Annotated in this window: 22 protein-coding genes; 10 read left to right on the forward strand and 12 right to left on the reverse strand. The window is 72.8% G+C overall.

Features of this window, described 5'->3' with window-relative positions; genetic code table 11:
* Positions 1-191: 191 nt before the first annotated feature.
* Positions 192-2,618 carry a discoidin domain-containing protein gene (locus ACF06X_RS11700; RefSeq protein WP_392287067.1) on the forward strand — a complete coding sequence of 809 codons (2,427 nt, stop codon included), beginning with the start codon at positions 192-194 and terminating at the stop codon, positions 2,616-2,618.
* A gap of 19 nt (positions 2,619-2,637) precedes the next feature.
* Here the strand turns inward: ACF06X_RS11700 and ACF06X_RS11705 are convergent, their stop codons facing one another.
* Positions 2,638-3,555, reverse strand: a complete 918-nt coding sequence (locus tag ACF06X_RS11705) for an SMP-30/gluconolactonase/LRE family protein (RefSeq protein WP_392287068.1) — start codon at positions 3,553-3,555, stop codon at positions 2,638-2,640.
* Between the two features lie 97 nt (positions 3,556-3,652).
* Between ACF06X_RS11705 and ACF06X_RS11710 the strand changes: the two genes are divergently transcribed.
* Both ACF06X_RS11710 and ACF06X_RS11715 read left to right on the forward strand, forming a co-directional pair.
* Positions 3,653-4,108 carry an Lrp/AsnC family transcriptional regulator gene (locus ACF06X_RS11710; protein WP_392287678.1) on the forward strand — a complete coding sequence of 152 codons (456 nt, stop codon included), beginning with the start codon at positions 3,653-3,655 and terminating at the stop codon, positions 4,106-4,108.
* A gap of 373 nt (positions 4,109-4,481) precedes the next feature.
* Positions 4,482-4,826, forward strand: coding sequence for a hypothetical protein (locus ACF06X_RS11715; protein WP_392287069.1), 345 nt, complete (start codon positions 4,482-4,484; stop codon positions 4,824-4,826).
* 64 nt (positions 4,827-4,890) lie between these two features.
* Here ACF06X_RS11715 and ACF06X_RS11720 read toward each other — a convergent pair whose 3' ends face one another.
* From ACF06X_RS11720 to ACF06X_RS11750, 7 genes are all read right to left on the reverse strand, one after another.
* Complete coding sequence (locus ACF06X_RS11720) at positions 4,891-6,711, reverse strand: hypothetical protein (RefSeq protein WP_392287070.1); 1,821 nt, start codon at positions 6,709-6,711, stop codon at positions 4,891-4,893.
* Positions 6,712-6,741: 30 nt separating this feature from the next.
* The gene (locus ACF06X_RS11725) at positions 6,742-7,194 is read right to left on the reverse strand and encodes an SRPBCC family protein (protein WP_392287071.1); all 453 of its coding nucleotides are present in this window, start codon (positions 7,192-7,194) and stop codon (positions 6,742-6,744) included.
* 102 nt (positions 7,195-7,296) lie between these two features.
* The gene (locus tag ACF06X_RS11730) at positions 7,297-7,917 is read right to left on the reverse strand and encodes a DinB family protein (protein ID WP_392287072.1); all 621 of its coding nucleotides are present in this window, start codon (positions 7,915-7,917) and stop codon (positions 7,297-7,299) included.
* An 89-nt stretch (positions 7,918-8,006) separates the two neighbouring features.
* Positions 8,007-10,040, reverse strand: coding sequence for an ABC transporter permease (locus ACF06X_RS11735; protein WP_392287073.1), 2,034 nt, complete (start codon positions 10,038-10,040; stop codon positions 8,007-8,009).
* Positions 10,041-10,084: 44 nt separating this feature from the next.
* On the reverse strand, positions 10,085-10,918 hold the full coding sequence (gene modA / locus ACF06X_RS11740; protein ID WP_392287074.1) for a molybdate ABC transporter substrate-binding protein: 834 nt from the start codon (positions 10,916-10,918) through the stop codon (positions 10,085-10,087).
* Positions 10,919-10,955: 37 nt separating this feature from the next.
* Positions 10,956-11,351, reverse strand: a complete 396-nt coding sequence (locus ACF06X_RS11745) for a molybdopterin-binding protein (RefSeq protein WP_392287075.1) — start codon at positions 11,349-11,351, stop codon at positions 10,956-10,958.
* Positions 11,352-11,467: 116 nt separating this feature from the next.
* A complete protein-coding gene (locus ACF06X_RS11750; RefSeq protein ID WP_392287076.1) occupies positions 11,468-11,950 on the reverse strand; it encodes an Lrp/AsnC family transcriptional regulator in 483 nt (160 codons plus the stop codon).
* Between the two features lie 188 nt (positions 11,951-12,138).
* On the opposite strand from ACF06X_RS11750, the gene ACF06X_RS11755 reads away from it, so the two are divergent.
* Together ACF06X_RS11755 and ACF06X_RS11760 are read left to right on the forward strand one after the other, a co-directional pair.
* Positions 12,139-12,393, forward strand: a complete 255-nt coding sequence (locus ACF06X_RS11755; protein ID WP_392287077.1) for a hypothetical protein — start codon at positions 12,139-12,141, stop codon at positions 12,391-12,393.
* Positions 12,390-13,175 (forward strand): metallophosphoesterase, encoded by a 786-nt coding sequence (locus tag ACF06X_RS11760; RefSeq protein ID WP_392287078.1) that lies wholly within the window; start codon positions 12,390-12,392, stop codon positions 13,173-13,175. Before ACF06X_RS11755 ends, ACF06X_RS11760 begins: the two co-directional genes overlap by 4 nt.
* Here the strand turns inward: ACF06X_RS11760 and ACF06X_RS11765 are convergent.
* Genes ACF06X_RS11765 through ACF06X_RS11780 form a run of 4 tightly spaced genes read right to left on the reverse strand, consistent with a single transcriptional unit; the run spans position 13,172 to position 16,827 of the window.
* Complete coding sequence (locus tag ACF06X_RS11765; RefSeq protein WP_392287079.1) at positions 13,172-14,068, reverse strand: potassium channel family protein; 897 nt, start codon at positions 14,066-14,068, stop codon at positions 13,172-13,174. The two genes, ACF06X_RS11760 and ACF06X_RS11765, sit on opposite strands and share 4 nt — an antisense overlap.
* Before the next feature lie 20 nt (positions 14,069-14,088).
* Positions 14,089-14,889 carry a glutamate-cysteine ligase family protein gene (locus tag ACF06X_RS11770; protein ID WP_392287080.1) on the reverse strand — a complete coding sequence of 267 codons (801 nt, stop codon included), beginning with the start codon at positions 14,887-14,889 and terminating at the stop codon, positions 14,089-14,091.
* Positions 14,890-14,891: 2 nt separating this feature from the next.
* Positions 14,892-15,245, reverse strand: coding sequence for a glutamate-cysteine ligase family protein (locus ACF06X_RS11775; protein WP_392287081.1), 354 nt, complete (start codon positions 15,243-15,245; stop codon positions 14,892-14,894).
* Between the two features lie 19 nt (positions 15,246-15,264).
* Positions 15,265-16,827 carry an FAD-dependent oxidoreductase gene (locus ACF06X_RS11780; RefSeq protein ID WP_392287082.1) on the reverse strand — a complete coding sequence of 521 codons (1,563 nt, stop codon included), beginning with the start codon at positions 16,825-16,827 and terminating at the stop codon, positions 15,265-15,267.
* Between the two features lie 192 nt (positions 16,828-17,019).
* On the opposite strand from ACF06X_RS11780, the gene ACF06X_RS11785 reads away from it, so the two are divergent.
* The 5 genes from ACF06X_RS11785 to ligD all read left to right on the forward strand — a co-directional run bounded on the left by ACF06X_RS11785 (position 17,020) and on the right by ligD (position 20,540).
* Positions 17,020-18,036, forward strand: a complete 1,017-nt coding sequence (locus tag ACF06X_RS11785) for a DNA topoisomerase IB (protein ID WP_392287083.1) — start codon at positions 17,020-17,022, stop codon at positions 18,034-18,036.
* 92 nt (positions 18,037-18,128) lie between these two features.
* Entirely contained in the window at positions 18,129-18,881 is a 753-nt protein-coding gene (locus ACF06X_RS11790; RefSeq protein ID WP_392287084.1) for a HemK2/MTQ2 family protein methyltransferase, read from the forward strand.
* A gap of 3 nt (positions 18,882-18,884) precedes the next feature.
* Positions 18,885-19,187 (forward strand): CDGSH iron-sulfur domain-containing protein, encoded by a 303-nt coding sequence (locus ACF06X_RS11795; protein WP_392287085.1) that lies wholly within the window; start codon positions 18,885-18,887, stop codon positions 19,185-19,187.
* Positions 19,188-19,245: 58 nt separating this feature from the next.
* Positions 19,246-19,593, forward strand: a complete 348-nt coding sequence (locus tag ACF06X_RS11800; RefSeq protein ID WP_392287086.1) for a plasmid stabilization protein — start codon at positions 19,246-19,248, stop codon at positions 19,591-19,593.
* Positions 19,590-20,540 carry a non-homologous end-joining DNA ligase gene (gene ligD / locus ACF06X_RS11805; RefSeq protein ID WP_392287087.1) on the forward strand — a complete coding sequence of 317 codons (951 nt, stop codon included), beginning with the start codon at positions 19,590-19,592 and terminating at the stop codon, positions 20,538-20,540. Before ACF06X_RS11800 ends, ligD begins: the two co-directional genes overlap by 4 nt.
* The last annotated feature ends 65 nt before the right edge of the window (positions 20,541-20,605 follow it).

Raw genomic sequence — 20,605 nt, forward strand, 5'->3', positions numbered from 1 at the left:
CCGCCCACGGCCGGCCCGCCCGGCCAGGCCAGGCCAGGCCCCGCCCGGCCCGCGCACGACGGTCGGCGCGGCCCCCGTACGCCGCAGCCCTCTCCGTACCGCCGCACCTTCCCGTACCGGCGCACCTTCCCGTACCGCCGCACCTCCCGTACGCCCAGCACCCCCACCCTTCCGCTGGACCGGAGTATCGGATGAGACGACACCTGCCCGTTCTGCCGATAGCGGCGCTGATCGCCGCGCTGCTCGGCCTCACCCCGCTCGCCCCCGCGACCCCCGAGGCGCGCGCCGCCGACCGGGCGGCGGGCGACCAGCCCTACGCCTCGTACTGGCACCCGAACACCCTGCTGACCTGGGACCCGGCCACCGACCCCGACGCGCGGTTCAACCGCTCCCGGGTCCCCCTGCGGCCGCGCGTCTCCGACCCGGCGCTCAAGGCCAACGCCAACGCCCGCGCAGGCGAGGGGAAGATCGCCTCGCTGGTCTCCTTCGGCCCCACCTCGAACAACCCCTCGCAGGGCTCCACCAACCCGCACCACTACGCCTTCGGCCACTGGCAGTACATCGACAAGCTCGTCTTCTGGGGTGGCTCCGCGAGTGAGGGTCTGATCCTCGCCCCCAACGCGACCGTCATCGACGCCGCCCACCGCAACGGCGTCAAGGTCTACGGCACCGTCTTCTTCCCGCCCACCGCCTACGGCGGGCAGATCCAGTGGGTGCGCGACTTCGCCCAGAAGTCCGGGAACAGATACCCGGTCGCCGACAAGCTGGCCCAGGTGGCCCGGCACTACGGCTTCGACGGCTGGTTCATCAACCAGGAGACCGCGGGAGGCGACGCGGCCCTCGCCACCGAGCTGCGGAACGTGATGCGCTACGCCCGTACGCTCGGCCCCCTCGAGTTCATGTGGTACGACGCGATGACCGAGTCCGGCGCGGTGAGCTGGCAGGACGCCCTCACCCCCGCCAACGACTCCTTCCTCCAGGAGGGCGCACAGCGCACCTCCGACTCCATGTTCCTGGACTTCGGCTGGAGCGCCTCGGGACTCGACTCCTCCCGTACGCTCGCCCGGAGCCTGGGCCGCGGCGAGTACGAGCTGTACTCCGGCATCGACACCGAGGCGAACGGCTACCACACCTCCGTCCCCTGGGGATCGGTCTTCCCCGCCGGGCAGCCGCACGTCACCTCACTCGGCATCTACCGCCCCGAGTGGACCTTCACCTCCGCCGCGACCCGGGCCGACTTCCACACCCGCGAGGCGCGCTACTGGGACGGCGCCAACGGCGACCCGTCGAACACCACCACGACCTCCGCCTGGAAGGGCCTCGCGCACCACGTCGCCGAGTCCTCCGCCGTCACCGCCAAGCCGTTCGTCACCTCCTTCGGCGCCGGGCAGGGCGACTTCTACCACTCGGCGGGCGCACGGGTCTCGTCGGCCGGCTGGAACAATCTCTCGCTCCAGGACGTGCCGCCCACCTACCGCTGGCTGGTCACCTCCGCCGGGACGAAGCTGACGCCGTCGATCGACTTCACGGACGCGTACGAGGGCGGCTCCTCGCTGCGCCTGACCGGCACCCTCGACGCCGTCAACACCGTCCGGCTGTACCAGACGAAGCTGCCGGTGGCCGCCGACACCAAACTGTCCGTGGTCGTGAAGACCCCGGCCGCGGGACCCACCCGCCTGAAGGCGGCCGTCTCCTTCACCGACGCGCCGACCTCCTTCACCACCCTCGACCTGGGCTCGACCACCACCACCGGATGGGAGCGCAAGACCCTGGACCTGACCGCCTTCAGCGGCCGGACCATCGCCCAGATCGGCCTCCAGGCCGCCGGCTCGATGCCCTCCTACGACGTGCGGGTCGGACAGCTCGCCGTCTTCGACGGCGCGGTGGACGCGGCGGCCGCGCCGACCGGCGTCACCGTCCTCGGCGCCACCGACGTGAGCCCCACCCGCAAGTCGCTGCGCCTGGCCTGGACGGCGTCCGCCTCGGGATCGGTCCACCACTACGAGGTGTACCGCCGCAACGCCGACGGCACCCGGACCTTCCTCGGCGCCACCCCGAACGACGCCTACTTCGTCCCCCAGCTCGACCGCGTCGGTACGGAGACCTCGACGACGCTCGACGTCGAGGCCGTCTCCGCGGAGTACGGGCGCTCACCGGCCGCGACCACCACGGTCGCCTGGTCCACCGCGACCGAGTCGAACCTCGCCCTGAACCGCCCCGCGACCGCGTCCGGCCAGTGCAACGCCACCGAGACCGCCGCCAAGGCGGTCAACGGCTCGGTCTCCGGCGGCAACGGCGACAAGTGGTGCACCACGACCACCGCCAAGTGGCTGGAGGTCGACCTCGGTTCGGCCCGCTCGCTGAGCCGCTTCACGGTGCGGCACGCGGGCGCGGGCGGCGAGAGCGCGTCCTGGAACACCCGGGACTTCACCGTGAAGGTCCGCGGTTCCACCGCCGACCCCTGGACCACGGCCGTGACGGTCACGGGCAACACGGCGGCCACGACGACCCATCCGGTGACCTCCACCGCACGTTACGTACGCCTGGAGATCACCGCTCCCACGCAGACCACCGACCCGGCCGCCCGGATCTACGAGTTCGAGGCCTGGGGGTCCTGACGCGGCACGCTCCCCCGTGTCACCGCACCCGGGGGAGTCCCGTCACGGCCATCACCAGGGAGTAGAGCGAGGTCGTGGCCGTGATGAACAGGCGGTTGTTCTTGGGCCCGCCGAAGGTGAGGTTCGAGACGGGTTCCGGCACGAGAAGCCGGCCGATCAGCGTGCCGTCCGGGTCGTAGCAGTGCACGCCGTCGTGGAGCGCGGCCGCCCACAGCCGTCCCTCGTCGTCGAAGCGGATGTTGTCGAAGCCGCCGTCGGCGCGCTCGGCGAAGACCTTGCCGTCGGACAGGGTGCCGTCCTCGCGCACATCGAAGACGCGGATGTGGCGGGCGCGGGTGTCGGCGACGTACAACTGCCGCTCATCGGGGGAGAAGACGATGCCGTTCGGGCCGCCGAAGCCGTCGGCGACCCGGCGGACCTCCGCCGTCACCGGATCGATCCGGTAGACGTCGCAGCTGCCGATCTCGCTCTCGGCGCGGTGACCCTCGTAGTCGCTGGTGATGCCGAAGTCCGGGTCGGTGAACCAGACCGAGCCGTCGGACCGTACGACCGCGTCGTTCGGGCTGTTGAGCCGCCTGCCCTCGAAGCGGTCGGCCAGGACGGTGACACGGCCGTCGTGCTCGGTGCGGGTGACCCGGCGGTTGCCCTGTTCGCAGCTGACCAGCCGGCCCTCGCGGTCGAGCGTGTTGCCGTTGACGTGCCCGGCGGGGGAGCGGAAGACGCCGATCGTGCCGGTCGTCTCGTCCCAGCGCAGCAGGCGGTCGTTGGGGATGTCGCTCCAGATCAGCTGCCGCCAGGCGGGCAGATAGAGCGGGCCTTCGGCCCAGCGGCAGTCGGAGTGCAGCCGCTCCAGACGGACGTCGCCGTTGGCGCACCGTCCGGTGCGGAAGCGCTCGTCCAGAACCTCGTACAGGTCGTCGATGATTTCGCCGGGCATGAGCCACCCCTGTCCCTCGTTGCCTGAATGACATTCGGAATGATCTGAGTATGACAGGACCGTATATGGTTTTGGCATGGGAATGGTGGAGGGGATCGTGGACGATGTCGACCGGATGCTGATCGCGGAGCTCCAGCGCGACGCCACCCAGGCCTACGCGGCGCTGGGCAGGGCGGTCGGCCTGTCCGCGGGCGCCGCGCACGAGCGGGTGAGGAAGCTGCGTGAGCGCGGTGTCATCCGCCGCACGACCGTGGACGTCGATCCGGCCGCGCTCGGGCGGGGTGTGCTCGCCTACGTCATGGTCGACTCCTCGGCCTGGATGGGGGATTCGGCCGAGGCCTTCGCCGCCCTTCCCGAGATCCAGGAGGCGCACGTCATCGCGGGCAGCGCCTCCGTCCTCGTGAAGGTGCGCACCGCCACCACCGAGGGCCTCCAGGACGTGCTGCGGCGGCTGTACGCCATCGACGGGGTCAGCGGCACCCAGGCGACGGTGGTGCTGGAGACCTTCTTCGAGAGGCCGGTCTCGGCGGACGGGTCTTCCGTACCCTCTTGACTCGGGACGAATAAGGAGGAAAATCCCCAATACACCAGAAAACCAGAGCGAGCCACCCGTCGGTGAAGACGTTCACCGGCCCGCGTGACCCACTCGCTGGCTCTGGCCAGGCCCTCGGCGCATCCGCCCGGACTCCGCGTTCTCAGCGACGGCTGGGAACCCCGAGGACGGAGACGGAGTGCCGGGGACTGCATGTGTGGGGGTCTGTCGCGGCACAGGGGGCCGTCCCGGCACAGGGACTTGATACGGCCGGACGGGTGAGGGCTGATCGTTTCCGCAGGTCACCGGTGTATGCGCGTGATCGTTCCGGGGGAGGGCTGCTCGGTGGCCGGAGAGCACTCCGGCCGAACCGACCGACGATGGGACGACCCTCATGCGCCTGCGCACCCTCGCCACCGCCGCCGCCTGCGGTCTCGCCGTACTCTTCGCCGCCGCGCCCTCCGCCTCCGCCGCGGAGGGCGACTTCACGTACGTCTACAGCGATCCGAGCGGCACCCCGCGGCTCGGCCACTTCGTCGACCCGCCGAGCAGGGTGTGCATCACCCTCCCCGAGACCGCCGAGCCGTGGACGCCGCCCGCCCACTCGCCGCGGAACGGCACGGACGCCACGGCGACCGTCTTCACCGGCCCCGGCTGCGACGGCGAGTGGTTCACCCTCCGGCCGAACGGTGGCCACGCCTCCGAGCGGCTGAAGCTCCGCTCCGTCGTCTTCAGCTGATCCGAAGCTGCCGCCGCCGCCCTGGTGCCTGGGACCCCGCACGCCGGCGCGGGGTCCGGGTCCGTCAGACGCGGTGGACGGTGTGGAGGTTCTTCGCGTACGTCCCCGTTCCGTCCAGGGTCGAGGCACCCGCCACGTCCCCCATCGTGGGCCCGTCGCACGTCTTGCGGCTGGAGAGGAACCGGCGGGCGCCCCGGGAGTCCACGCCGAGGTAGATCCCGACGTGGTCGACGACGAGGAACCGCTCGTCCTCGGCGGTCGCCGGGTCGTCCTTCGTGTCGTCGTCGAGGTCGGCGTTGAAGAGCACGAGGTCACCGGGCTGGAGCAGCGGGGCGGCGGGCGGCGCGAAGGTCGCCGGGGGAAGCGTGGCCTGGGCGATCCGTACGCCGGGGCAGTGATCGACCATGTCCCGGGACGTGCGCGGCAGGCGGATGCCGGAGGTGTCGCCGTACGCCCCCATCGGTACGCCCAGGTGGAAGCCGTAGACCATCCGTACATAGCCTGAGCAGTCGAGGGTGCCGACCGGCTCTGTGGCCGAGACGGTCTTGGTCGGGAAGGTCCACGGAATGCCCAGGTAGTCGTGGAAGTCGGCCCCCTCCTTCAGATAGCCCCGCGCGTCGGCGCCTCCATAACCGGCCCTGCCCAGCGCCCGCTCGCCCGCCGCCGGGCCGGCCCCGCTCTGCACGTCGGACGCACCGGGCAGGAACATCGCGGCGTACGCGAGGACGTCCGGCTCCGTCGAGCCCGCCCAGGCGCGGATCCGCTGCTCGAGCTCGGGCGTCCAGGTCCCGTCGAACGGCTCCGGCAGGACCCGCACCCAGTCGCCGTGGGTCACGGTCGGCGGCTGCGCCCAGGTGGCGGCGCCCACCGAGAAGTTCTCCACGAGGAGCCGGACCGGCAGGTTGGTCGTACCGGTGGACGCGATGGCGCGGACGCCGACGCGGCCCGTGGCGAAGAGGGAGTCGGTGTCGGTGGCCTCGGCCGTCCACGCGGCCGGCTCCGCGGCGTCCGCGCGCCAGGCCTTGGCCTGCATGCGGCTTCCCTCACGGCGTACGCGGATCGTCCACGAGCTGCCGGCCGTGGCCGCGGTGGTGAGTGTGACGGACGGGACCAGGGAGGCGACGGCGTTGGCCTTCTCCTTCTCCAGACGCAGCTCGACGGCGCCCTGGGGGGTGAAGTGGAGCCGGGCCCGGTAGCTGTTGTCGCTGTCCTGGTAGCCGAAGGAGAGCGCGAAGGAGTACGCGGCGCCGGCCGGCGCCTTGTCGAAACGGGCCGTCGTTCGGACGTCGACGTCTCTGAGCTCGTCGTCCCGCACGGTCACATGACGGCTGACGTTCGAGCTGGTCAGGCTGATGATGCCGGTACCGGTGCCGTCGGCGGTCACTTCGTAGTCGGTCGCGGCGCCGTTGACCTCGCTCCACGAGCCCCCGCCGCGGGTCGAACCCCAGCCCCACTCCCACTGCTTCGGGTCGGCCACGGCGCGGTCCGGGAGGGTGCGCTTGAAGTCGTCGTGGAAAGTCCGCTTGTTCTCGCGGAAGGTGCGTATCGGGCCCGGCAGCAGGACCGTACGGGCGCCCTTGGTCAGCAGCGCGACGCGGCTGCCCGCACTGGTCACCTCGGTCCGCTCCGGGGTCCCGGGCAGCACGCCGACGGTCAGCGCGCCCAGCGACACCCGGCTGAAGAACGACCCGTCGAGAGGGGCCGTCGTCACCGAGGAGATCGCCCCGGGCACCCCCGGGGCAGGCGGGAACTGCGGCACCGGCACGGCGACGTCCGCCGCCGCGACGGCGGCCCGGGCGGGTATGGTGGTCAGCCCGGCGAGCGGGACGGCGGCGGCGGACGCCGCGATGGCGGCGAGGAGACCGCGCCGAGAGGTGATCGTCATGGACACATGATCCACGCGACCACCGGCGGGTCAGGTGGCGGTCCCCCCTTCCAGAATTCCCTTGAGGTTCCGTTCGTTCTGCGGCATCTCCTTCTTCACGAAGGGGCGGACGACGAGGGGCACGAGCACCTTGCCGATGCCGTGGCCCTCGAAGTCGACGGAGAGCGTCAGACGAGAGCGCTCGCCGTCCCCGAGCGGCTCGATCGTGCCCTGCACGTCACCGCGTACCGGACCGTCGATGCCGTGGATGTGCCAACTCCTCGGCGGATCCATGTCGATGACCTGCATCGTCGAGGTCATCTCCCGCCGCCCCATCCGCCGCGTGACGGCGACCTTCGATCCGACGGTCATGGGGGCGTCGCTCAACGGGCGGACCGAGACGGCGCTCTCCTGCCACTCCGGCAGGTGCGTGGGGTCGGTCACGTAGCTGAAGACCTCTGAGGGGCTGCGCGCGATGTCGATGGATTCTTTGATGGCGGACATGTCGCCTTCTCGATCTGTCTCAGACACGGCTTATGTCGCTTCATACAATGATCCCACGCCGTTCGGGGCGGCGCGAGGGCTCGACGCCCCCGAGGCCGCGCGTCACACGGACCGGTATCGGTAGAGGTCGCGGAGCAGGGCGATCTCCGCCCCGTGGTGCAGCAGTTCCTGGTTGACCCACCAGACGATGTCGAGGAAGACGTCCTCCGGATCGCTGCCGTGCGGGTACGTGCTGTGGCCCACGGTGTCGAGCGCCGTGTCGTCCGCCGCAAGGAGCGCCTCCCGCCAGGCGCTCGCACCCGCGTCGAAGGCCTTGATCGCCGAGGCCGCGTCCCCGCTGACGGTGTAGTCGTCACGGGTCAGGACGTGGCCGCCGTTCGTGTGCTCGGAGCGGAGCGCGAGCAGCTCGCTGAGGTGGCTCAGCCGCCAGGCGATGGTCGTGAACGGCGGCGGTACCGGATGCGGCGCGGGAGCGGAGTCGCGCCCCCACTCGCCGGCGCCCGTCAGGACGGTCGCCCCCGGGCCCGGCCCGTCCGCACGGCGACGCACCGACCAGCAGCCCGGGACCGGCTCCCACAGGTACTCCTCGTCCGTCAGCGGCACCACGGCGACGTCGGTGCCGTTGCCGCTGTCCACGAACGGCCCCGCCATCCGGTGCGTCAGCCGCTCCCGGGCGAAGTCGAACTGCTCGAGAAGGGGGACCAGGCGGGGCGGTACGGCCATCGGACACTCCGGGTCGGCGGGCGGAAACAGCGGTACTCTGACACACCCTCACCCGCCGCCGCGCCCGTTTTTCCGGCCGCGCGGGAGCCTCAGAGGGCCACCAGGGTCACTTCGGTCGCCTTGATGCCGGTCCAGACGGGGACGCCGTCCGCCAGGCCGAGTTCGGCCGCCGCCTGGGGCGTGATCTCGGCGACCAGGGACGGCACCCGCTCCGAGGTGATCAGCACCCGCAGCCGGCTGCCGCTCGCCGTGATCTCCCGTACGGTGCCGGGCCACACGTTGCGCGGGCTGCCCCCCGGCCTCTCGCGGTGTACGGACACGGCCTCGGGGGCGATGATCGCGAGGGCGTCCGTACCGGCCGGCAACGGGTCGGCGGCGACCAGGGTGCCGCCGTCGGCGAGGGCCAGGCCGTCCGGGGTGGCCGCCCCCGGCCAGGCGTTGCGGCCCAGCATGCGGGCGACCCAGGGCGAGCGGGGGTGGCGGGAGACCTCGGCGGGGGTGTCGTCCTGGAGGGTGCGCCCGTCCTCGAGGACCAGGACCCGGTCGGCGAGGGAGACGGCCTCCACGGGGTCGTGGGTGACGATCAGACAGACCCCGCCGAACCCCGCGAGATGGGAACGCAGGGTGTGGCGCACATGGGCGCGGGTGGTCTGGTCGAGGGCGGCGAGCGGCTCGTCGAGCAGGAGCAGCCGGGGCCGGGCGGCGAGCGCGCGGGCCAGGGCGACCCGCTGCGCCTGACCGCCGGAGAGCTGGGACGGCTTGCGGTCGGCGAGATGCCCGACGCCGAGCCGGTCGAGCCAGCGGCGCGCGCTCCGCCGGGCCTCCGCACGCGGGACGCCGTGCGCGCGCAGTCCGTACGCCGTGTTGGCGAGCGCGCTCAGGTGCGGGAAGAGCGCACCGTCCTGGGGGACCCAGGCGACCTGGCGGCGGTGCGGGGGAAGGGCGGTGACGTCGGTGTCGCCGAGGCGGAGCTGCGCATGGGCGCGGGGGGTCAGACCGAGCAGCGCGCGCAGCAGGGTGGTCTTCCCCGCGCCGTTGGGGCCGACGACGGCGATGGTGGTGCCGGGTTCCGCGTCCAGGGTGAGGCGGTTGAAGCCGGTGACCTCGGCGTGCAGCGCCCAGCCCTCCGGGGCCGGCACGGCGGCGTCGTCCCCTTCCCGATCCGCGTCCTCCTGCCGGTCCGTGTTCCCGTCCCGGTCCGCGTTCCCGTCCCGGACGATCGGTGTCGACTTCTCGACGTCCCCGACGGCGGGCACGGGATCCGGCGCGAGGTCGGGGCCGGGGACGGGAGCCGGCCGGGTCGAGGGCGCGCCTCCGGTCCAGCGGCCGCGCAGCGCGACGAGGACCGCCATCGCGATGGCGAGCAGGAGCAGGGAGACCGAGGTCGCCGCCTCCGGCTCCTCCTGCAGCAGCAGATAGACCTGGAGCGGCAGCGTCTGCGTGGTGCCCGGCAGGTTCCCGGCGAAGGTGATGGTGGCGCCGAACTCCCCGAGCGCCCGCGCCCAGGTGAGGGCCGCCCCGGCGATCAGACCGGGGGCGACCATCGGCAGGGTGACGGTGAAGAAGACCCGTACCGGCGAGGCGCCGAGCGACGCCGCCGTCTCCTCGTACCGGGGCCGCAGCCCGCCCAGCGCGCCCTCCAGGCTGATCACCAGAAACGGCATGGCGACGAAGGTCGCGGCGAGCACGGCGCCGGAGGTGTGGAACGGGAACGTGATCCCGAAGGTGTCCTCCAGCCAGGGCCCGAGCAGCCCGCGCCGGCCGAACGCGAGGAGCAGCGCCACGCCGCCGACCGTGGGCGGCAGCACCATCGGAAGCAGCACCAGCGACCGTACGAACGCCTTCCCGCGGAACGGCACCCGGGCCAGCAGCCAGGCGAGCGGGACGCCGAACAGCAGCGAGAGGCCGAGCGACCAGAACGACACGATCAGCGACAGCTCGAGCGCCCGCACGGGCCCCGCGCCCGTCAGATGGCCGCCGATCTCGCTCCATTCGGTACGGGCGAGGATGCCGACCAGCGGCAGCAGCAGCAACGCGACGGCGAGCAGCGCGGGGACCGCAAGCAGGGCCGGCGTACGGGGGCCGGGTGAACGGCCGGGTGAGCGGCCGGGGAGACGTCTCATCGCTCTGTTCCTACGGCTCTGTTCCTGGGGCTCTGTTTCTGTTCCTACGGCTGCTGGAAGCCGGCGCCCCGGAGGATCTTCTGCGCCTCGGGCGTGCTCAGCCAGGCCACGAAGGCGGCGGCGGCCTCGGCGTGCTTCGACGTCTTCAGCGTCGCGGCCGGGTACGAGGCGATGGCGTTCTGCGCGTCGGGGATCTCGACGGCGTCGACCTTGTCGGCGGCCCCTGCGGCGTCGGTCCGGTAGACGAGGCCCGCGTCGGCCTCGCCCATTTCGACCTTGCTCAGGACGGAGCGGACGTTCGGCTCCTGGGAGACCGGCTTCACGGAGATCTTCCGCGCGTCGAGGATCTTCTGGCTGTAGCGGCCGGCCGGGACCTCGGGGGCGGCGAGCACCACCTTCAGGCCGGGGGCGCCGAGGTCCCGCAGCTCGTCGACCTTCTTGGGATTGCCCTCGCCGACGGCGATGACCAGCCGGTTCTTCGCGATGACGGTGGGCGCGCCGGTCTCCGCCCGCAGCCCGTCCATGGTCTTGGTGTCGGCGGTGACCAGGACGTCGGCGGGCGCGCCCTGCCGGACCTGGGCGGCCAGCTCCTGCGAACCGGCGAAGGAGAAGGTCAGCCGGGTGCCCGGGTGGCTCTTCTCGTACGCCGTGCCCGCCGCCTTGAACACATCGGTGAGCGACGCGGCGGCCAGCACGGTCAGCTGCGCCGAGGGCGCGGCCGAGCCGGAACCGGTGGACCCGGTGGGCGTGGTGGACTTCGCGCCGCCGTCACCGGCGCAGGCGGCCAGCGGCGCGAGCAGACCGGCCGTCAGCAGGGCGACGGCGGTCCGGCGCCCGGGAATGGTGCGGAGCGGACGCGGGGTGCGAGGGGAGGGCATGAGCAGGGGCTCCTTGGCAGGTCAGACGCGTGATCGGTCAGGCGCGGTCGATGAAGACACTGGTCGACTTCACGCGGGCGGTCGCCCGCATGCCGACTTCCAGACCCAACTCCTCCACGGCCTCACGGGTGAGAAGCGAGACGAGCCGGTGCGGGCCCGCCTGGATCTCCACCTGCGCGGCGACATCGCCGAGCCTGACGGCGGTGACGATGCCGGGGAAGGAGTTGCGGGCCGAGGTGTACGAGACGTCCTCGTCGCCCTGGCCCGCCTGGCCGATCTCGATGGAGAACGCCGCCAGGTCCCGGCCGTCGATGACACGGCGGCCGCTCTCGTCGCGATGGGTCGCGACCCGGCCGGCGTCCGCCCAGCGGCGCGCGGTGTCGGGGCTGACGCCCAGCAGGCGCGCCGCCTGCCCGATGGTGTAGGACTGCATGTGCGCCACGCTAGGCCGAGGGGCCTCTCATCTGCAATCGACCAGGTGATTTCTCGTAGCATCTGCGGCCCTGCCTGGAGGAAGGTCCAGGACCTCGCTCGCGCCCCGCCGAGGGTTCAAGCGCCCCGGGACGAGGCGCGGCCCACCGACTCCACCAGGGGCAGCAGCCGGTGCGCGACCCTCTCGCGCAGCGCCATCTCCGTACGGGTGCGGACGACACCCGGGATCTGGATCAGACGCTGGATGACGTCCTCCAGATGACCGTTGTCGCGGGCCACCACCCGCGTCAGCAGATCCCCGCCGCCGGTGATCGAGAACGCCTCGACGATCTCCGGCACGGCGGCGAGCGCGTCGCCGACCTCGTCCAGATGTCCCTGCGTGACCTCGATGTGGACGAACGCGAGCACCGGATGCCCGAGGGCGGCGGGGGAGAGGACCGGACCGGTGGCGGTGATCACCCCGTCCCGTTCCAGCCGGTCGATACGGGCCTGCACGGTGCCGCGCGCCACCCCCAGGATCCGCGCGTACTCGCGCACGCTGGTGCGCGGCTGCTCGATCAGCAGTCGCAGGATGCGGGTGTCGAGCTCGTCCACCGCCATCAGGCCCCTCCGTCTCCTTCCGGCCGCGCGCACGCCCCACGGAATGCCACACCGAATGACTCGATGACTCGACAGTACCCAGTGCCCGCGGCACATCCCGCGGCGAATGAGCCGGGCTCGCAGGGGTAGTCGTGCAGAGCCCGAGCCCGAGCCCGTGGTGGATCGACGTCCGACCGGAAGGACGGCCCATGAACACGCCCGAGCCCACCGAATACCGCATCGAGCACTTCAGAGACCGGCTCGCGGGCGGCGAACTGGCCGAACTCGGCCTGCTCGTGGAGTTGCGAGGGGCCTCCGTACTGATCCGGGGCTCCGTCCCGAGCGCCGCCTACCGGGACCGGGTGCTCGATCTCGCGCGCACCGAACTCGCGGGGCTCGCCATCCACGCCGATGTCGTCGTGGCGGGCAACACACAACCCGACCGGGCGGAGGACCTGCCATGATCCGAGTCGCGGCCGTCGGCGACATCCATCTCGGCGAGGACAGCCGGGGCACCCTGAGGCCTGCCTTCGAGACGCTCGGCGAGTCCGCCGACGTCCTCCTTCTGGCGGGCGACCTCACCCGCCACGGCACCGTCGCGGAGGCCCGTGTGGTGGCGGAGGAGGTCGAGGGGCTGCCCGTCCCGGTCGTCGCCGTCCTCGGCAATCACGACTACCACGACGACGCCCAGCACGCCATCACGGAGGTCCTCGGCGACGCCGGGGTGGAGGTCCTGGAAGGCAGCGGTGTCGTCATCCCCGTACAGGGCACACGGCTCGGCATCGCCGGAACCAAGGGATTCGGCGGAGGATTCCCGGGGCGCAGCGCCGGCGAGTTCGGCGAACCCGTGATGAAGGCGTTCGTCCGGCACAGCCGGGACTGCGCGCAGGGCCTCCGGCGCGCGCTGCGGGAGCTCGCGGACAGGGAGTGCACGACGCGGATCGCACTGACCCACTTCTCGCCCGTCCCCGACACGCTCGCCGGGGAGCCGCTGGAGATCTTCCCCTTCCTGGGGAGTTACCTGCTGGCCGAGGCGGTGGACGAGGCCGGGGCGGACCTGGCGGTGCACGGCCACGCCCACCTCGGCGCCGAGCACGGCGTGACGCCCGGCGGCGTCCGCGTCCGGAACGTCGCCCAGCCGGTCATCGGCCGGGCCTTCGCCATCTACCACCTGCACCCCTCGGCCCAGGAGCCCGCACCGGCCGCTCAGCCCTCGCCGGCCGGCTCCGAGCGCGTCCGAACCTAAGGGCTCCCAGGCCCCCTCGGTGTCCGGCCGCCGCCGTGTTCGGTGGCGTACGCGGCCAGGACGACGGGAGTACGTCCCCCGGTGCGCAGAAAGCGCTCGTCGAGGATGACCGCCAGGTCGTCGAGGGCCGCGTTCAGGACGTCGGCGGCCGGCCCCACGTCACGGTGGCGGGCCTGCGCCGCCCGCTCGGCGAGCCCGGCGGCGAAACCGATCTGCTCGGCGAGCGACGCCCGGGCGTCCCCGTCGAAGAAGTAGTACGACTCCGGGTACTGCATGAAGTCGATGGAGACGACGCACACCTCGGCGGCCACGCTGTCCAGGAGGGCCGCGCCGGCGTCGGAGTCGAGCGCCTCGGTCGTCCCGTGCGTGCGGCGCAGATGCGAGAGCCGCAGCGCCAGCGTCCGCCGCCGCGCGAGGGCCGGGTAGATGCCGAGGATCCACGCCACGACCGCCGACAACAGGGCGAAACCCACCAGCGCCTCGAGCGGCGCGAGGAGGCGCAGCCACCCCGCCACGGGCGCGATGTCGCCCAGGCCCAGGGTCGCCAAGTTCACCAGGGAGACGTACAGCGCGTCCACCGGGCTCGCGTGGTCGGCCGGATCGAGCCCCGTGGAGTACGAGAAGGCGCCCGGCATGTGGGGCCAGTAGACCAGCGCCCAGCCGACGGCCACGCCCAGCGCCCAGAGGGAGAAGACGGTCACCATCCCCAGCGGCCCGGCGAGCCCGGCCGCCCCGCGACGGCGGCCGTTCAGGCGGCGGGAGAGGCGCCACAGCGCCGTCATCACCAGCCTGCTCAGACCGCCGTGCCGCGTCGGATGCCAGAGGGTGTGGAAGACATCACGCAGCACGAACAGCACCAGCGCCGCACCCAGCAGCGACAACGACCACTCCATGGCACTCCCGGTCGGGTCCTTCACGCGTCCGCGGTGACGGCGGCGAGGGAGTCGACGACGTCGCTCAGCCTGCCGTGACGTTCATGGACAGCGCGTTGCCGGACGGCGCCGTTGCCGCCCCGCCGCACGGCCCGCCACAGCTCCTCCACCAACGGCGCGTCGCCCGCGGCGTCAAGCCCGGGCCCGGCCCTGAGGAGCAGACGCTCCACCAGCTCGCGGGCCGGCCGTGGCTCACCGCTCTCCGGATCGAGGCCCTCACCCGACATGCCGTGTCTCGCGGCGTGTTCGTGGGCCGCGAGCAGACGCCGCGCGGGCAGGTCGGGCGGCGGGACGTCCGCGTCCGCCTCGGCGAGCATCGTCACCGCGAGCCCGCGGACGAGGGCGGCGAGCAGGACGACCATGTCGAGGTCGGCGTTGACGTCCGCGATCCGGATCTCCAGCGTCGGTACGTGTTCGGAGGGCCGGGCGTGCCAGTAGATCATCTTGCGGTCCATCAGCGTGCCACCGCCCACCAGGCCCGTGACGAGCGCCAGATACCGCTCCTCGTCGAGTACCGGGGCGGGTCCGGCGGTCGGCCAGCGGCCGAACTCGACCGAACGCCAGCTGGCGAAGCCGGTGTCCCGGTTGCGCGAGAACGGCGAATTGCCGGCGAGCGCCTGCAGGACCGGCAGCCAGGGCCGCAGATGGTTCGCCAGCCGCAGGGCACGCTCCCGGTCGAGTGTCCCGACGTGGACGTGGCACCCGCAGACGAGCCCGCTGTACCGGCTGAAGGAGGTGGCGTACGCGCGGGCCATGCGGCGGTACCGGGCCGTGTCGGTCACCGTCAACGGCTCCTCCGGGGCACCACCGGCGTGCCGGAGGCGACGAGAAGACAGTTGGCCGCGGCGGCGGCCGCGCCCACGGTCCCGCGCAACCGGGCGAGTTCGCCGCGCAGATCCCGGCAGGAGGCGGTGGGCCGCGTGCAGACCTCGACCTGGGCGTTGAAGAACTCCGACTGCACCTGACCGCCCAGCTCGGCCGCGGCCGAACCGATCACAGCGGGCGCCCGGTCGACCGGCGCCCTGCTCACCGGATCGACCAGCACGAACTCCTCCTCCACCCCCATCGTGAGGATCTCCATCTCGCACTCGTCCCTCTCCTCGGCCTCACGGCCTCCGGCCTCCCCGGCGCCCGTCACGGACCGCCGGCGCCCACGCCTAACGCCCGATGTCATCGGGGTCGTACGCCTCCAAGGGGTGCAGCGCCGGCCCCTGCAGAACATCGCCGTCGATGCCGAACCGGGAGCCGTGACAAGGGCACTCCCACGTCCGTTCGGCCGGGTTGAACGCGACGATGCAGCCGAGGTGCGTACAGACCGCGGACAGCGGGTGGAGCCGCCCGGAGTCGTCCCGGTGGACGGCGCACGGCCGGCCGCCGACCCGCAGGACCGCGCCCTCACCGGGCCCGATGTCCTCCACCGTGTCCGCCGGGCCCCGCCCGAGCGCCGTCTCCAGACGGTCCTTGACGAAGTGCTTGCCGACGTCCCACTGCGCCTTGGCGACGGAAGGCGCGGTCTTGAGCACGGATCCCAGGCGCCGGGGGTCGTACAGCTCGGCCCACTCCGGCGGCGCCTGGCCGGTGATGAGCCCGCTCAGCAACCGGCCCGCCAGGACGCCGCCCGCCATGCCCCAGCCGGCGAAGCCCGTCGCCACGAAGACCCGGGGGTCGTCGCCGTGGTGGAGCGGGCCGATGAGGGGGACGGTGTCGGTGGCGGCGTTGTCCTGGGCGGCCCATCGGTGCGTCGGGGTCACCCCGGGGAACCGCTCGACCATCCACTCGGTGAGCCGCCGATAGCGGCCCTCGGTGTCGCTCTCCGTCCCGGGCGTGAAGACCTCGCCGGTGACGATCAGCAGCCTGCCGTCGCCGTACGGGGCCGTGCGCACCGAGCGCTTGCCGCCCTCCCGGGTGATGTACATGCCCCGCGGGTCCCGGTCGGCGGGCAGCGGCCCGGCGACCACCAGGTCCCGGTGCTGGGTGAGGCGGGCGGCCAGCAGACCGCGGTCGAAGACGGGGTGGTGCGTCGCGACGACGACGGCGCGGGCCGTGACGGTGGCGCCCGACTCCGTGGTCAGGCGGCAGGGCTCGCCCTGGTCGAGCTCGGTCACCCGGGTCTGTTCGTGGATACGGCCGCCGCGCGCCACCAGATCGGCGGCCAGCGCCCGCAGGTACTTGCGCGGATGGAACTGCGCCTGCTCCTCGACGCGGACCGCCCCGGCGACGGGGTACGGCAGGTCCGTCTCCGTCACGAAGGAGGCGTCGAGACCGGCTTCCTTCGCGGCCTCCGCCTCGGCGCGCAGGGCGTCGATGCCCTCCGGATCCTCGCAGTACGTGAGGGCGGGCCGTCCCTCCAGCTCGCAGTCGACGCCCAGTTCGGCGGCCACCTCGCCGACGTGCCGCACAGCCGCCATCTGGGACTGGGCGTAGACATGCGCGGCGTCGGGGCCGTGGGAGGAGCGGAGGCTGTCGTAGACGGTGGTGTGCAGGGCGCTCAGTTTCCCGGTGGTATGACCGGTGACCCCGCCGGCCACCCGGCCGGCCTCCAGGAGGACCACTCTCCGGCCGGCCCGGGCCAGCTCCCAGGCGACACTGAGCCCGGCGATGCCGGCGCCGATGACGGCGACATCGGCATCCGCCGCGCCGCCGTCGGGGAGAGGCGGGTACGCCGGTATCGCCGCCGTGCGTATCCAGTGGGAACCGCTGGTGTCCGGAAGCCGATTCATGGGAGGCGGATGCCCGCAAAACGCCCCGCGATGCGTGGACCCCGCACGCATCCCTGCCCCGGCGCGGGTGGGCGGCCCTCCCGGCCTGGCCGGGCCCTTCTGACCAGGCATGGAAGCGCCGGGTCTCGGGCACTCGCTGCGTGGAGCGGCGGTCAGGGCCGCGGACCCACGGCCCGAGGAGTGGCAGGCGAGATGCGGCTGCGGACCAGCGACCCCAACAGGCCCGGCTTCGGCCGGGTCCGGCGTGGGCGGGGGTTCGGGTATCGGGACGCCTCGGGCGCTCCGCTGACCGATCCCGACCAGCTCGCCCGCGTCCGCGCCCTGGCCATCCCGCCGGCCTGGCGCGACGTCTGGATCTGCCCCTGGCCCAACGGCCACCTGCAGGCCGTCGGCACGGACGACGCCGGCCGCCGGCAGTACCTCTACCACGAGGAGTTCCGGGCGCGGCAGGAGCGGGCCAAGCACGAGCACGTACGCGAGATGGCCAGGGCGCTCCCCGACGTACGCGCCCAGGTCGCCGAGGACCTCCGCGGGCGAGGGCTCAACCGCGACCGCGTCACCGCCTGCGCCGTACGCCTCCTCGACCTCGGTTTCTTCCGCATCGGCTCCGAGTCGTACGCCCGCGACAACGGCACCTACGGCCTGACCACCATGGAGCGGGACCACGTGGAGTGCCGGTCCGGGGCGATGACCTTCAGCTACCCGGCCAAGGGAGGCAAGCGCCTCGTACGAGGTCTGGTGGACGCCCCGGCCGAGACGGTCGTACGGGCCCTGCTGCGCCGGCCCCCCGCGAGCCCCCGCCTCTTCGCGTACTGGCAGTCCCGCGCCTGGCACGACCTGACCGCGCAGGACCTCAACGAAACCCTGCGGAGGCTCGCCGGCACGGACGTCACCGCCAAGGACTTCCGCAACTGGCACGCCACGGTCCTGGCCGCCGTCGCCCTCGCCGTCACCACCGACGAGGCGCACGAGGCCCGGGCCGGCACCCGGCGCGCCGAGGCGCGGGCGGTGAAGGAGGTCAGCCGGTACCTGGGCAACACCCCCGCGGTGTGCCGCGCCTCGTACATCGATCCCCGCGTCTTCGAGCTCTTCGAGGAGGGCGTCACCATCGCCCCCGCCCTCGACCGGCTCGGGGAACACGGCACGTTCGGCCGCCCGGCGACGCAGGGCGCGGTGGAACGAGCGGTCCTCGACCTGCTGTCCTCCTGACACCGCCGACGGCCGGTGACACCTGGGGCGGCCGGTGGCACCTCGGCCGGCCGGGTGGGCGTGGAATCCGGGCGGCTGGGCATCCGCCGCTCATGAGAGTGATCAAGCCGCCGGGCGTGTACGCCCCGCAGGGGGACACAGAGCTGTTGATGGAGATCCTGGACGCGGAGGACGTGCGGCCGGGGGCGCGAGCGCTGGACCTGTGCACCGGTACGGGAGTCCTCGCCATCGCGGCCGCCCGCCGGGGCATGGACGCCACCGCCGTCGACGTCTCGCGGACCGCGGTCGCGACCGCGTGGCTCAACGCGCGCCTCAATGCCCGACGGGTGCGACTGCGCAGAGGCGACCTGAACGAACCGGTGGCCCGGGAGCGGTTCGACCTGGTCACCGCCAACCCTCCCTACGTACCGGCCGAGGATCCCGACCTGCCCGCGCGCGGTGCGCGCCGGGCGTGGGACGCCGGACTCGACGGGCGTCTGCTCCTCGACCGCATCTGCCGCCAGGCGCCGCGACTGCTCACCGCCGACGGTGTGCTGCTGCTCGTCCAGTCCTCCCTCTCCGGTACGGAGGCGAGCCTGGAAGCGCTCCGCGGGGCCGGGCTGAGCGCCGAGGTGGTCCGTCGGCGGAGCCAGCCCTTCGGGCCGGTGATGAGCGCACGGGCGCGGTGGTTCGAGCAGCGGGGCCTGGTTCCGTCGGGCCGGCGTACCGAAGAACTGGTCGTCATCCGTGCCACCCGCGGCGGCACGGAGACGAGCACGCGGGGCACCTGGAGCGGGGACGTCCGCATGCGGGAGGAGAGAGCGGGCACGAGCCGTGATGACGGAGCCGCGCGGATCGGGTGGTGAGCGATGTCTGTACAGCAGCCGGAGACAGAGGAGACGCAGGAGAGCGAGGCGGTGACGCGCGCGGGGGCGACCCGGATCACCCCCGTCCGGGGCGGCCCGCTGCTGGTCGAGGGCCCGGTGGAGATCGTCATGCCCGACGGCACGGTGGAATTCTGCGACCGCCCGACCGTGGCGCTCTGCATGTGCCGGCGCAGCCTGCGCTACCCCTTCTGCGACACGAGCCACCGTCCACGGATCCGGCGCGAGCGACGCGACGACCGACGCGACGAGCGACGCGACGACCGGCGCGACGGCCAGGAGGAGTGACCGGCCGAAACCGCCGCCGCTCCGCGGCACCCACCACAGAACCGAGAGGAAGCAGATCATGCCTCGTGGATCCAGCCCCAAGCGGGAACGCCAGTACGAGCACATCAAGGAGAGCGCGCTCGACCGCGGCGAGAGCAAGAAGCGGGCCGAGGAGATCGCCGGCCGGACCGTCAACAAGGAGCGCGCGCGTTCCGGTGAGTCCAAGACCGCGAGCAAGTCCTCCACGCAGGGCAAGTCCTCGTCCCAGCGAGGCGGAGAGCGCTCGCGCGGTGGCTCCAGCGGCGGCTCCCGTGGCGGCTCCGAGGGCCAGACGTACGACCAGCTGTACGCCGAGGCGAAGCGCCGCGACATCCACGGCCGTTCCTCCATGAACAAGGAGGAGCTGAAGCGCTCCCTCGACAAGTGAGCGACCGCAGCGTCCGGAGGGACCGGAGCGACCGGGCAGGCCGGGCGACGAAGACCGTCCGGATCGGTGGACGCACGATCGAGCTCAGGAGGCCGGACAAGCCGCTGTTCCCCGAGGACGGCATCACCAAGGCCGACCTCGCTGACTACTACCGGACGGTGGCGCCGCGCATGCTGCCGCATCTGCGGGGCCGCCCGCTGATGCTCGAACGGCACCCCGACGGCATCGGCGACAAGGGGTTCATGCAGAAGGACGTCCCGGATCACTTCCCGGACTGGGTGCACAGGGCCGAACTCCCCAAGGAGAACGGGCTGGTGACCTACGCGATCTGCGACAACACGGCCACGCTCGTCCACCTCGCCGACCAGGCCTGCGTCACCCCGCACCGCTTCCTGTCCAAGGCCGACCGCCCCGACCACCCGGACCGCCTCGTCGTCGACCTGGACCCGTCCACGGACGACTTCGCCGCCGTACGGGAGGCCGCGCGGCGCCTGCACGACCTGCTCGACGAACTCGGGCTGCCGTCCGCCGTCATGACCACCGGCTCGCGTGGACTGCACGTCCTCGTGCCCCTGGACCGCCGGGCCCCCTTCGACGACGTACGTGCCTTCGCCCGCGACCTCGCCGGACTTCTCGCGGCCCGCCACCCCGACACGCTCACCACCGAAGCCCGTAAACAGGCCCGCCGTGGCCGGCTCTACCTCGACATCCAGCGCAACGGCTACGCGCAGACCGCCGTGCCGCCCTACGCGGTACGCGCCCGCCCGGGCGCTCCCGTCGCCGCGCCCCTCGCCTGGGCCGACGTCGACGACCCGGAGCTGACCGCCCGGCGGTGGCGTCTGGCCACCGTCGAGGACCTGCTCAAGGACGACCCCTGGCAGGACTTCTCCTGGCGCGGCCGCTCCCTCGGCCCGGCGCGCCGGCGCCTCGCCGCGCTGCGCGCCTGAACACCCGACCGCCCGACAACCCCGAACGAACCCGAACGCCTCCGTACGAAAGTTCCACCCGCACG

It is taken from the genome of Streptomyces sp. NPDC015346 (assembly GCF_043078785.1).
Classification (GTDB): Bacteria; Actinomycetota; Actinomycetes; order Streptomycetales; family Streptomycetaceae; genus Streptomyces.